The organism is Rhizobium etli 8C-3 (assembly GCF_001908375.1).
In the GTDB taxonomy this organism is placed as follows: Bacteria; Pseudomonadota; Alphaproteobacteria; order Rhizobiales; family Rhizobiaceae; genus Rhizobium; species Rhizobium etli_B.
In genome coordinates this window covers 2075276-2088043 of the sequence record NZ_CP017244.1, presented here as the reverse complement: position 1 = coordinate 2088043, position 12768 = coordinate 2075276, and the positions used below count along the sequence as shown (strand labels likewise).

General features: G+C 58.8%; 10 protein-coding genes and 1 pseudogene. 9 read left to right on the top strand and 2 right to left on the bottom strand.

Going from position 1 to position 12768, the window contains the following annotated elements:
* Nucleotides 1-878 precede the first annotated feature (878 nt).
* On the top strand, nt 879-1118 hold the full coding sequence (locus tag AM571_RS34755) for a hypothetical protein (RefSeq protein ID WP_074065427.1): 240 nt from the start codon (nt 879-881) through the stop codon (nt 1116-1118).
* 417 nt (nt 1119-1535) lie between these two features.
* On the opposite strand, the gene AM571_RS34750 is transcribed toward AM571_RS34755, so the two are convergent.
* Nucleotides 1536-3428: a PhoX family protein gene (locus AM571_RS34750; protein WP_074065426.1), complete on the bottom strand. Its 1893-nt coding sequence runs from the start codon at nt 3426-3428 to the stop codon at nt 1536-1538.
* 416 nt (nt 3429-3844) lie between these two features.
* On the opposite strand from AM571_RS34750, the gene AM571_RS34745 reads away from it, so the two are divergent.
* The 3 genes from AM571_RS34745 (at nt 3845) to msrA (ending at nt 5780) form a co-directional block, all read left to right on the top strand.
* Nucleotides 3845-4735: a LysR family transcriptional regulator gene (locus AM571_RS34745; protein WP_074065425.1), complete on the top strand. Its 891-nt coding sequence runs from the start codon at nt 3845-3847 to the stop codon at nt 4733-4735.
* 94 nt (nt 4736-4829) lie between these two features.
* Nucleotides 4830-5273 (top strand): peptide-methionine (R)-S-oxide reductase MsrB, encoded by a 444-nt coding sequence (gene msrB, locus AM571_RS34740; RefSeq protein ID WP_074065424.1) that lies wholly within the window; start codon nt 4830-4832, stop codon nt 5271-5273.
* Nucleotides 5274-5780, top strand: a complete 507-nt coding sequence (gene msrA, locus AM571_RS34735) for a peptide-methionine (S)-S-oxide reductase MsrA (RefSeq protein ID WP_074065423.1) — start codon at nt 5274-5276, stop codon at nt 5778-5780.
* Between the two features lie 95 nt (nt 5781-5875).
* Here the strand turns inward: msrA and AM571_RS34730 are convergent, their stop codons facing one another.
* Nucleotides 5876-6406 (bottom strand): RrF2 family transcriptional regulator, encoded by a 531-nt coding sequence (locus AM571_RS34730; RefSeq protein WP_074065422.1) that lies wholly within the window; start codon nt 6404-6406, stop codon nt 5876-5878.
* Nucleotides 6407-6617: 211 nt separating this feature from the next.
* Between AM571_RS34730 and AM571_RS34725 the strand changes: the two are divergent.
* The 5 genes and pseudogenes from AM571_RS34725 to AM571_RS34695 all read left to right on the top strand — a co-directional run bounded on the left by AM571_RS34725 (nt 6618) and on the right by AM571_RS34695 (nt 12685).
* Nucleotides 6618-7828 (top strand): annotated as a pseudogene (locus AM571_RS34725) (NAD(P)/FAD-dependent oxidoreductase).
* A 101-nt stretch (nt 7829-7929) separates the two neighbouring features.
* Nucleotides 7930-8346, top strand: coding sequence for a cupin domain-containing protein (locus AM571_RS34720; protein WP_074065421.1), 417 nt, complete (start codon nt 7930-7932; stop codon nt 8344-8346).
* A gap of 24 nt (nt 8347-8370) precedes the next feature.
* A complete protein-coding gene (locus AM571_RS34715; RefSeq protein WP_074065420.1) occupies nt 8371-8826 on the top strand; it encodes a carboxymuconolactone decarboxylase family protein in 456 nt (151 codons plus the stop codon).
* Between the two features lie 210 nt (nt 8827-9036).
* The gene (locus AM571_RS34710) at nt 9037-9255 is read left to right on the top strand and encodes a hypothetical protein (RefSeq protein WP_237358629.1); all 219 of its coding nucleotides are present in this window, start codon (nt 9037-9039) and stop codon (nt 9253-9255) included.
* Between the two features lie 1567 nt (nt 9256-10822).
* Nucleotides 10823-12685 (top strand): adenylate/guanylate cyclase domain-containing protein, encoded by a 1863-nt coding sequence (locus AM571_RS34695; RefSeq protein ID WP_074065752.1) that lies wholly within the window; start codon nt 10823-10825, stop codon nt 12683-12685.
* The last annotated feature ends 83 nt before the right edge of the window (nt 12686-12768 follow it).

Sequence of the window (12768 nt, the reverse complement as noted above, 5' to 3'; positions counted from 1 at the left end):
AACCGCTCGATCAGCCGGCGGACGCTGTTGCGGACGGATTGCTCCCCAGCGCGCCGCAATGATACCTTCTTCCACCCAGGCCTGCGTCCGGCCTGGATGAGCAGGAAGAATTCTGGGGGATGTGGCTCGGCACGCGTCGCATCAGCAGAAGGCGCGCGATTTCGGTCGGCGAAGTCCAGGTTCAGACCCCGCGCTCGGCCTCAACGTCGAGGAACCGTTCTATGCGCGCAGTCCCAAGCGGCCGAAAAAAGGCGGCCGGTCATGCCTGCCTGGGTGCCGGAGCAGGCCACTACACGAGGCCGATGCTTCAGGAATTCTCGAACCGTTTCTGCGCGTCGGCACTCATCCCAAAGCGCTTCATCGACCTCGTCAGGACATGGGTGGTCATTCATTGCAGAAACACCCTTGCGAAAGGTTTGAAACTTCCGAAACATCTGGAATGCGCGCTCGTTCGCGCTGATGAACAGCAAAGCGCCATCCATTCCCGCTGAGAGCAGAAGTCCTAAACGGGCAGGCGCCCCGCGTGCCAAAGGAAGCCGGAAATTCAAGCAAGGCCCAGAAAGACAGGATCGGCAAACAGGGGGACACGAAGGTCAATAAGAATCGTCAAGGGCACCAGCAAGATCGCTGAAGGAGTTACTGCCAGAGATCGCCAGCATTTGATGCAGCAACTTTTGTGGCAGCGGACCAGAATCGCTATTGCTGCGATGTCACGAAACTGAGCAGCACCGGGCCAGCCACAATCGTGACAGAAGGCCGGAGAACACTTTCCGGAACATTCGCGGCGAGATGATGTTTGGGAGGGAAGCCAATCAACGCGACCGGCGTGACCGGCTGCGTTCGACGGTCGAACTTCCAATGTTCATCAGGAGGCTAAGATGGCTGGAAAACGGACACACGAGCAGGAGTTGCGAATTATCGAAAAGCGAGAAAACACGACCAATGCCGGCGACGACTTCGACCCCTCGGTGGATCTGAAGAAATCCCGCGCGGTGCGTGCCCGCGAGCGGGGGAGCCCGACGCCGCAGAAGCCAGCCGAAATACAAGGCGAAGATCGCGCGATCCTGCGAGGTGTCAATCAGGAAAGCAAGCATCATAAACCTAAGGGCGGTCACTAGTGGAGTCGGCAGTTGAAAAAGTCGTACGCGGGCAAAGTTCAGCCGACACCGCAAAATCATAGGCAGAGATTCCATGGGGCCGAGAACCTCAGATTGCTCGAAATCGTACGCTAAAGGTCGAACGACCGCCCCCCATGCACGTTGATAGCCCCACAGGACGACGCCGATTCCAACCGCGAGCAAGCCCGTCGCGAAGACGAGCACGATAGGACAGGCAGGCAGCGCTCGCGGCCGCCGCAACGCGTGCGGGCTACAATGACACGCCCACTATCGCAGCTTTTCGGATTTGGCGAAGGATAGAAGCTTCACGATCGTTCAGTGAATGTCCCCCGCCGCTTCTTGGTCTGTTTCGCGAAGGCTTTTTAATAAGTAGAGGCGCCGAAACCGACGCCTCTAAGTTGTTGTCGAAAGTGATTGTTAGCCGATCAATGCGTTGTCGTCGCGCTTGATCGCGACGATGGTCGAGCGCGGCAACTTGCCTTCGCCGTCCGGAAAGGGGGCGTCGGGATGCTGGATGCCGACGAACACCGTCCTCTTGTCTGCCGACCACGTCATACCGGTGACTTCTGCCCCCTTCGGGGCGGTCAGGAAGCGTTCGATCCGGCCGGTTACGGGGTCACCGGCGAGCATCTGGTTGTTGCCTTGACCAAGAAAGTCGCCTTCGTTGGTGTCTTCGCCGTCCGTTTGGATCCACAGCAGGCCAGTCGAGTCGAACATCATGCCGTCCGGGGAGTTGAACATGTTGCCCGAATTAATGTTGGACGAGCCGGCATAGGTGTCCTTGTGCACGTCCGGATTGCCGGCCATGACGAACAGGTCCCACGTGAACTTGCCGTCGGCATGGTCGTCATTTTCCGGATACCAGCGCACGATCTGGCCGTAGGCGTTTTTCTCGCGCGGGTTCGCCCCGCCGACCGGCATTTCGTCGCCTCCGGCATTGGTCTTCACGCCGCGATTGGTGTTGTTGGTGAGCGCGCAATAGGCTTCGATAGCGACCGGGTTGATTGCAACCCATTCCGGACGGTCCATGGTCGTGGCACCGACCTTGGACGCGGCTTGGCGGGTGAAAACGCAGATCTCGTCCATCTTCATGCTGGTGGTGTCTGGGGTGAGAGCCAGCCACTCACCTTTGCCGTCGTCGGAGAACTTGGCCACATAGAGTGTCCCCTCGTCGAGCAGACGGGAAGTGTCGCCGCCCGGAACATAGATGCCGCTCGAGACGAACTTGTAGAGGAACTCGCCACGTTCGTCATCGCCCATATAGACGACCACGCGACCGTCTCGTGCGATGACCACAGCGGCGTTTTCATGCTTGATGCGGCCGAGCGCGGTGCGCTTGACCGGGGTGGACGACGCGTCCGACGGATCGACTTCGACGACGTACCCAGCGCGGCGCGGCTCGTTCGGGTTCTTTGAGACGTCGAAGCGCGGATCGAAAGCCTCGTAGCCATAGCGGGTCTCGGCCACGATGCCGTAGCGCTTGAAGTCTTCGGGCATGGCGAAGTTCGGGTCAGTGGAACCGAAATAGCCGTTAAAGTTCTCCTCGCATGTCAGGTAGGTGCCCCACGGCGTCTTGCCGGCGCCGCAATTGTTGAAGGTCCCGAGACAGTCGGTGCCGTTCGGATCGGCCTCGGTCTTGATGAGATCGGAGCCAGCGGCCGGACCGGAGAGCTTCATCGGCGTGTTGTGGTGGATACGACGGTTGAACGGGCTGTCGAGCACGATTTCCCAGCCCTTTTCGCCTTCGGCGACTTCCATGACGGTGACGCCCTGCAGGTTCTGCAGAATCTTCACGTCGTCGGCGCTCTTCGGCATGCCCTTTTCATTGTGCGGAAGATTGGTCTCGTTGTTCACATATTCATGGTTGAGGGCGATCACCTGATGATCGCCGATCACGAACAGTTCCATGCCGTCGGTGTTTTCACCGAAGACCTTATTCGAGTTTTCGACGCTGACGCCATTGATAGGATCGATATCCGGAACATTGGGGAATAGGGGCTGGCCCCACTTGGCGAGCGGTTTCCAGCTATAGCCGTCCGGAACATGGACAGTGTTGTCGGAGAATGCTTGGATCGGCTTGAAGGCAAAGCGGTTGGCGGCGTCCTGAGCCTGGACAGAAGTTGAGGACATTAGATTGCCGAGCGTGCCCATGGCAGCGGCGGCCGAACCGATGGCCAGAACACCGCCGAGGAAGCTGCGGCGCGAGATGGCCGATTCGACGACGCGATCAAAATCGGTTACAGCGGGAGGAGGGTTCTGTAGTTCATCCCATTCGTCCCAGGACAGCTTGTTTTTATCGATCTCGGTCATGACGCTTCTCCATCGTTGCTTTTGGAATAACCCGATGAGGGCGTATCGTTGTAAAATTACATCCTGATGACGATTGGTTGAGCTTTGAACTAAGGGCGAAACAGCCAGCGTGCAGTATTCCTAGCTCCCCTCGATAAGCTGGAGATCTTGAATTTTGCGCCAGCGCCGCTCATGCATTGCTGTATTCGCCGGAGCGACATCGGATCGCCCCGTTTAAGGCTAGATTACCAAAGGGTGGGACCGCCAGTTAATCTAGTGGACAACGGCAGCGTTTGCCGGCAGGTCTCGTAGACAGCGTCACGACCTCGATGGCCGCAGACCTTTCATGCTCTCGGGAACTTTGGATAATACAGTCGCGATCGTCGACCACTTGCCGCCGTGATGATAGTTCGGTCAAAGCCAAGGAAATGCGATCCATGGACATCAATCAGGTCAGGTATCTTCTCAATCTGGCAGAAACTTTGAACTTCACGGAAGCTGCACGCCGCAGCGGTGTCTCGCAGCCCAGCCTCACCCGAGCGATTCAGCGTCTTGAGGAAGAACTGGGCAGTCCGCTTATCTATCGCGATGGCAAGGACAGCCGCCTGACCGCGCTCGGCCGCGACATCCAGGCCGAGTTCATGCGGATCGAACTCGCGCTTCGAAACGTGCGCGAGCATTCCGAGAGCACAACGCTCGGTCGGCGCCGTATTCTCGATATAGCTGTTGCCCCGACGATCGGGCCTGGTGCTTTCACCGCATTCTTTGACGACGTGCTGGGCCAGCTTCCTTCGGTGAAGATCAACATGCATCAGCTGGCGGCCGGCGAGGGTGTGAACGAGGTGCTTTCGGGCAAGTACCACGCCTGTATCCTGCCACGGGCGCCGCGGCCCAACCACAAGCTCAAGGTCGTGCCGCTTTTTCGCGAACGATTCCTCCTCGCCTGCGCGGAGAGCCATCCGCTGGCCCGCCACGATGTCGTCAGCACCGAGGCGCTTTCCGCCTATCCCTATGTCGACCGGCTGGCCTGCGAGTTCCACACCGAGATCACCGAGCACCTGATGGACCATGATGCGGTCATGCAGCCGCGCTTCAGTACCGAGCGCGAGGACTGGGTCCAGCGGATCGTCGCCGAAGGCCGCGCGATCTGCATCATCCCGGAGCGGTCCGCCGTCGCGCAGGGCATAGCCCTGCGGGAAGTCGAAGGGATATCCCTGGAGCGCGAAGTGGTGTTCGTAATGATCTCCGGGTCCGGCACACCGCTCGAGATCCGTAAGATCGCGCAGCTAGCTGATCGGCACGACTGGGGGCGAGGCAAAGTGCCGTGATTGCGGCTATTGAATCTATGCACACGCTGTATTGGGAATCCTGACGGCCGTTCGCCATATTCGGGCAGCAAAATCCAACAACGGAGACAGGGCAATGACCTATACAAAGACCGACGAAGCGGTCAGCAGGCTCACACCCGAACAGTATCGGGTGACCCAGCAGAACGGCACCGAACGCCCCTTCACCGGGGAATATAATGACAACAAAAGGCCAGGCATCTATGTCGACATCGTCTCCGGCGAACCGCTGTTTGCCTCGGCCGACAAGTTCGATTCCGGTTGCGGCTGGCCGAGCTTCACCAAGCCGATCGTAGCGGCAAATGTCAACGAGTTGCGGGATGACTCGCATGGTATGATCCGCACCGAGGTGCGTTCGATGCATGGCGACAGTCACCTCGGCCATGTGTTTCCCGACGGCCCTGAGGACCGCGGTGGCCTGCGTTACTGCATCAATTCCGCCGCCCTGCGCTTCATTGCGCGCGACGAAATGGAGGCGGCGGGCTATGGTGCATATCTCAACCAGGTGGAGGATATCTAAATGACCGAGAGAGCTGTTTTGGCTGGTGGTTGCTTCTGGGGCATGCAGGATTTGATCCGCAAGCTTCCCGGGGTCATTCAGACCCGCGTGGGCTACACCGGCGGCGATGTGGCGAACGCGACCTACCGAAATCACGGTACCCACGCCGAAGGCATCGAGATCATCTTCGATCCCGAGGCGATCAGCTACAGGCGGATTCTGGAGTTTTTCTTTCAGATCCATGATCCGACGACAAGAAACCGGCAGGGCAACGATGTCGGCGCCTCGTATCGGTCGGCGATCTACTACGCTGACGACGAGCAGAAGCGGATAGCCGAGGACACCATCGCAGACGTCGAGGCTTCAGGTCTGTGGCCGGGCAAGGTTGTCACCGAAGTGGAGCCTGTCGGAGACTTCTGGCAGGCGGAGCCGGAGCACCAGGATTACCTGCAGCACTATCCAAATGGCTACACCTGCCATTTCCCGCGCCCCAACTGGGTGCTGCCGGTGCGCGCGGCGGCCGAATAGGCGGCCAGCGCTAATTCTCTGGTCAGCGTGCAGCCAGAGAAGCGCGTTCAGACTGAACGCATTTCTCTCCGCAGAGGGCAGCATATCAATCACCCTTATGCTGGATTGCCGCGGCGGCGACGCCGCGGCGTGCGCGCCGCCAGCCATTCTTTTACCCGGCCCGCATGATCCTTGGGTGCCTTCGCCGCTGCGCGTCCGGCGATGCTTGCCAGCGTGTGACCGGCCAGCACTTCTCTTGTCCGCTTCTCAGCCTCGATCATGACTGCGTGAATGGAGCAGACGCCGTCCACCGCCCAGGCGGGCGTGCGGCCTCCGAAAAGTGCACACTGAGCACGGATCTCCTTGCATTCGAACAGCGCTTTACGCCCATCGACGGCTTCGATGACGTCGAGTGCGGTGATGTCCATCGCAGGACGCGCGAGCTCAAAGCCACCGCCGATTCCCTCACGGGCGACCACGATGCCCGCTTTCTGGAGTTTGGTGAAAAGCTTTGCAACAAATTCGACAGGGACCCTTTGTAACTCGGCAAGATCGCGCGCGCTTGCCGGCTGGCCCAAATCCTCCGCGTCGATGAGGTAAAGGAGACAGTGAAGGGCGTATTCAACGCCTGCGCTTACATGCGCCATGGAACCACCGCTAAAACAACGACAAATATAGTCGTAGATACTACTGGTGATCCCTTACTGCAATGCCTCTCCCGTCTCTCTCGTATTGACAATGCGTCTCCAAAATCGGCCGCAATCATCGTTGCGCATTAACTACGATTAGATTAGTCGTAGTTAACCGCCAAAAAGATCGGCGCGGAACAAGCGAAGCCTTGTCTGAGAGGAAACAGAAATGAGCGAACGAATTCTGATCATTGGCGCCGGCTTTGCCGGAATGTGGTCGGCACTTGGTGCCATGCGGCTGCTGGACCAGCAGGGAAAGGCGGACGGTTCTGTCGAGGTTGCGGTAATCGCCCCGCAGTCCGAACTGCACATCCGCCCACGCCTCTACGAGAAGAAGGCGTCCACGATGAAGGCACCCTTGTCGGAGATATTCGCCAATGCAGGTGTACGCTTCATCAAAGGCTATGCGACGGCTGTCTCAACGGCAAGGAATTCGGTGACCTATTCGGACGAGGAGGGCCGCGAAACCACAGTAAGCTATAGTAAGCTTGTTCTGGCCACTGGCAGCGTGTTGTTCCGTCCCGACATCCCGGGGCTGGCGCACGCCTTCAATGTTGACCAGCTTGCCGACGCCGCGGTGCTCGAAGAACATATTTCTGAACTGGGGCACCTTCCGGAAAGCCGTTCCCGCAACACGGTGGTCGTCGCCGGCGGCGGCTTCACCGGGATCGAGACGGCCGCAGAGATGCCGCATCGTCTTCGTGCCGCACTCGGAAAGGATGCCGATGTCCGCGTCGTCATCGTCGAGCGCAACGATGCGATTGGACCGGACCTGGGACCAGGCCCTCGCCCGGTCATCGAGCAGGCGTTCGCGGAACTGGGGGTGGAGACCCGTCTCGGCGAAGGGATATCATCGCCATCGATCCCGAGGGCGTGACGCTGGAGTCCGGCGAACGGATCAACGCGGCCACCGTGGTCTGGACGGCAGGGGCCCGCGCCAACCCCATCACGAAGCAGATCGACGGGGAGAAAGATGCTTTCGGACGTCTTCATGTCGATCGGAACCTTAAGGTCATCGGTCACTCGAACGTTTATGCGACCGGTGATGTTGCCTATGCGGCGACTGACGATCAGGGCAACCGCACGATGATGAGCTGCCAGCACGCCCAGAATCTCGGGCGCTCCGCGGGACACAACGTTGCGGCGGATTTGCTCGGAGTGGATCCGATACCCTACAGCCAGGAAAAGTACGTCACGTGCCTCGATCTGGGCCCATGGGGCGCAGTTTATACCGAAGGATGGGACCGCCAGATAAAGCTTTCCGGGGCGGAAGCCAAGAAGCTCAAAACAACGATCAACACCGTGTGGATCTATCCGCCGAGTGCTGATCGCGCAGCGGCTCTCGAGGCTGCAGACCCTCTCCGGATCGTCGTCGCTTGATCGAATACGGATAGGGCCGCCATTCGCAAGTGCCCATACGACAGCATTGCGGCGGACGGTCCCTACCGGAACGAAAAACGCCATAAAGGAGAAATGCCATCATGAATTCACGATCCATCATCCACACGGCCTGTGCCGCCCTCGCAATTGCTATCGCGATGCCGGCCGCTGCGCATGGCCCCATCGAAACGGTCACGCCCCACTTCGAGCAGGCCATACCCAACATTCCGGGCAAGACGCTGACGGCCGTGATTGTTGACTATCCGCCAGGTGGGGCCTCGGCCCCCCACCGGCATGCAAGGTCAGGCTTCATCTTCGCCTACGTCCTCTCCGGAGAAATCGAGTCGAAGGTGAATGACGGCCCAACACATACTTATGGCGCCGGCGAGAGCTGGCACGAACCGCCGGCGTCCAAGCATCTCGTCAGCCGTAATGCGAGCAAGACCGAGCCTGCAAGGCTGCTCGCGGTGTTCGTCGTCGATAGCGACGAACAGACTCTGACCACCCCCATCGAGTAAACCGACCTTTAAGGAACAGAACACATGAGCAAGCGTCTCGACTACAACCAGATCGCGCCGGCCGGCGTCAAAGCCTTGGGCGGCGTCTACGGCTACATTATGCAGAGCGACCTTCCTTCTGAGCTGGTCGAACTGGTCTATCTTCGTATCTCGCAGATCAACAACTGCGCCTACTGCCTCGACATGCACACCCGCGACCTGCTGAAGAAAGGGCAACAGATCGAGAAGGTCGCGCTGGTGCAGGCGTGGAGGGAAGCCGGCAATCTCTTCGACGAGCGCGAGCGGGCCGCTCTTGCCTGGACCGAAACCGTGACGCGCGTGGCTGAGACCGGCGTTCCCGATGGAGCCTATGAGGCAGCGCGCGCCGTCTTCGACGAGCGCGAACTCGTCGATCTGACGATCGCGATCGGCCTAATGAACGCCTACAACCGCATGGCAATCAGTTTCCGAAATACGCCACAGGCTGCACTTGAAAAATAAAATGGCAGCGACCCTTTGCGGACGCGCGGTCGTCGCGCGTCCGCAGCCTCGCCAGCAGCCGCCGAAATCGCAGCCACGGCCATCAGTGATGAATGGCTTGAATGTGTCTGAAACTGGATCGGTGCGCGAGGCCGTTTTGCCGAATGAGCGAATTTCTCATTGACATAACCGGCATGGGACCTGTCGCCGTCAGCCTGGGGATCTGGGCGAGTGTGGCTTTGGCCGCAGCGCTGGGATTTTCTCGGTTTCGCGATGAACCGGGGATTGATCTGCACCGTCATCGCCACGAGGGAGCTGGTATCGGAGAGGAGGCCTGCACGTTTCATCGCTTTGATCGAGTGCGCTGTCTGGGCGGCCCTCGTCTACGCAATCCTCGAAACGGAACCGATGATGCAGGAGGGTTGGTCGCCCTCGGCTAGCCACCGCTGAAAGCAATTGTCGCGGAACGGTTTCGCGGTTACGGATATTTGTAAGCGATTCTACTTTTGATCCGAGCAATGGTCCCATCCTCCGCTCGTTCCCAAGTTATCTTGGCATTCATCGGATATGGGCAACCTTCTTGATGAAACTGAGCTTGACGCACTTCTGGAGCACGCTCACCGCAAGGCGAAGAAATCTGGAATCCCTCCGCCAGCAAATATCGCTCCATAGCCGTCGCATCACTCCCTGGCGGAAACCGCGCTCGCATTCGTCCAGAAAGCTCCGGCGAAACCGCTTCCTTCGAGGGTTCCCGGGGGAAGTCTTCGGAAGGGGGGCACCCCTGGCTCCACCAGCCTCCCGTAGCGTGTAGATCGCGCAGCAGCGCAGGCATCGGAGGATCACACTCCAGTTGCCAGCATCCCGGAAGGAAACCGCAGACGACGATCAACACCGAGCGCATGGTCAGTTGGATGACATTCATGGCATCAAATTATCCGCAAAGGTTGTCCAATTTCCATTCCGCCATCTGGCGTAGGTTTTCACCTTGCGGCCGTAGGGGGCGGGTGAGAGGTGCTGCAACGACTCCATCGACCCACGCGGCGCTCATCCGCAGAATTTTTCTCCGACCCAAAATCGTCGAGATAGAGGTTTTCCCGCTGGTTTATGAAAAAACAGAAACGCACCCATAGGCGACCGCCACATTACACTACGGGTATGACCGACGTGGCGCAGCTTCACGTCCACAGGCAAGAGCAGGGCAGGTGCCACGCCAATAAATATGCCGAGCAATGGCATCGAGGACGCGATCGCGATCGATTCTCATCTTGAGGGTGCCGAACACATCAATGGCGATGGCCTGCGACGAATGAGTTTTGTGCTCCTGAATTCTGTTGGATCGGTCACGATGCCATGGGAATGCAACCAGTTGCTGATCGCGCCATGACTGGCCGGAAGGAGGTTCTCCATAACTGCAGCGACATCCAAGGTCATGTCATAGGCAACCGGCCATTCAGACATCAATCAAGCTATCAATGCGGATTTATAGCCTGACTTAATCGGAGAGGAGGTGGCGCGCGAATTGAACGTCTCGATCTCGTACGCCAGACTTGCATCCGCTTCTTTGACTCGGGTTTCGGCAATTCATGTGTGACGACGGTGACGCCGATAGAGCGGGGCCTTGGCTATCAGCAGCGAATCCGCACTGTCGAGGACTCTTACTACGCCGGTTCGGTGAAGTGGGCTGTCGCCACATGCTGGACGATTTCCGCAAAATTGCCTTGTGTATCGACGTCGTCGACGCCAGGTACCAAGCAGCATCCTTCCGGTCCGTCGCCGAATTCGCCAGTTCGTCCTTGCCGCGCGTCATCTCCTCGCGAACGTTGACGATTGATCCCACGTCATTCTCCCAGACCGTGTCCGTACATTCCCAGAACCCTGAGCAGAAATCGAAGGCCTAATGTCGGTTCTTCGCCGCTTCCTCTGTAAACCGGCCCTTAACTATTCTGTAGTCGCGTGAAACATGGAGCAAAGTCATGTATAGTGTTTCCCGCACAAATTCATGTTGGGAGCCAAGGTCATGGAGCGCCGATTGTCTGCAATCCTGGCCGCCGACGTGGTCGGCTACTCCAGACTTATGGAGCGAGACGAAGCCGGTACCTTTGATCGTCTTCGAACGCGGCGCACTGAGCTTTTTGAGCCCGAGATTGCGAGCCATCATGGGCGGGTCTTCAAGTTGATGGGTGACGGCCTGCTTGCGGAGTTCGGCAGCGTGGTCGACGCTGTAGAATGTGCGGTGTCTCTCCAGCGCGGAATGGCAGAGCGCAACGCTGCTGTAGCGGAGGAAGAGAGGTTCAACGTCCGAATCGGTATCAACATCGGCGAAGTGATCGTGGATGGCGACGACCGTTATGGAGAAGGCGTGAACGTCGCGGCCAGGCTGGAGCAACTCGCGCTTCCTGGCGGAATCTGTATTTCAGGTAAGGTGGCGAAGGAGGTCGAAAAAAAGCTCGCGTTTCGTTTCGACTCCGCGGGGCGGCAGAAGGTTAAGAACATCGAAGAACCTATCGACGTCTACCACGTGCGCATCGACGCCTCGTCCCCCCGACGCATTCTGCACAAGCGCGGGATCAGCCGACTGTGGTGGGCACTTGGAGTCCCGGCAGCCATCGTAGCCTTACTGGCCGCCTGGATGGCGCTATACTATCCAGGGGCGGAGACATCTCCTGTAGTTTCCAATACGATCCCATCTGTCGCCGTGCTTCCCTTCAAGGATCTGAGTGTCGACAAGAGCTTGGGGTACTTGGGAGAAGGGGTGGCGAACGACGTCATCGCCATTCTCTCTCGCTTTTCTGACATCGCCGTGGTCTCGCGAACCTCGTCGTTTGCGTATCAGGACAAGGAAGGCGACATCCGCCAGATCGGCAAGGAGTTGGGCGTTGGCTATGTCGTCGAGGGCAGTGTGCGCAAGGAAGGTGACAGGGTGCGTATCGTTGCGCAGCTTGTCAATGCTAAGACGGGGGACCATGTCTGGGCGGACCGGTTCGACAAGTCCGGAACCGACCCCTGGGCGCTCCAGGATGAATTGACCGGCAAGATCGTGGGGGCGATGACGGGTGAATTCGGAGCCATTCGCAAAGCGGATTACAGTCAGGCTTGGGGGAAGGACAGCACCAACCTCGCGGAGTACGACTACTACCTGCGCGCCGAAAGCCAGTTGAACCTTTACACGAAGGAAGGTCTCGAGCGATCAGGTGAAATTTCACGACAGGGGCTCCAGGTGTTCCCACGCTCTCCCTTGCTGACCGTGGAACTGGGGTGGTCTCACTGGTTGAAAGTTGCGTTGCTGCACAGTTCTGACCCGCAGGTAGACCTCCAGGAGGCGGAGCGGCTAGTCAACCAAGTCCTCGCAGACAAGAACCTGAGCCCGCAGGTAACACGACTGGCAAACTGGCTCAACGCTTGGCTGCTGACGCTCAAGCGGGATCATGATGGGGCTGTTGTGGCAATGAATAAGGCCATCGCGGCGGCACCATATAACGCTTTCACGCTCACGGATGCCGCAAGTATTTTCTTGCAGGCCGGTCAGACGGAAAAGGCGCTGGAGCTGACCGACGTGGCCGCCGCACGGGACCCGGCATTATCCTGGTTCGTCAACTACGTGCGAGGTTTCATCTTTATCGTGCTCGGCAAAAACGAAGACGCTGTTGAGGTGCTGAAGACCACGGAATTTGCCGACGCTCCATTGCAACTAGCCATCGCTTATATGCGTATCGGACGCCAAGCGGACGCCCGAGCTGCCGTCGAGAAGATGCTCAAGTTAGCGCCGGGGGCGACGATCCAGTCGTGGCGCCAGACCTGGAACTTCCGCGACCCTTCCATTCTCGATCAAGCCGCCGTAGACCTTGCGCACGCCGGCCTTCCAGGCAGTCCAACTCAATAGCCTTGACAGAGTGATGTTTAGCCGCGTTATACGCGACGAGTTTGTCGATCCGCTCCCGGCTTCTGTCGACCGCGCGTACCCGA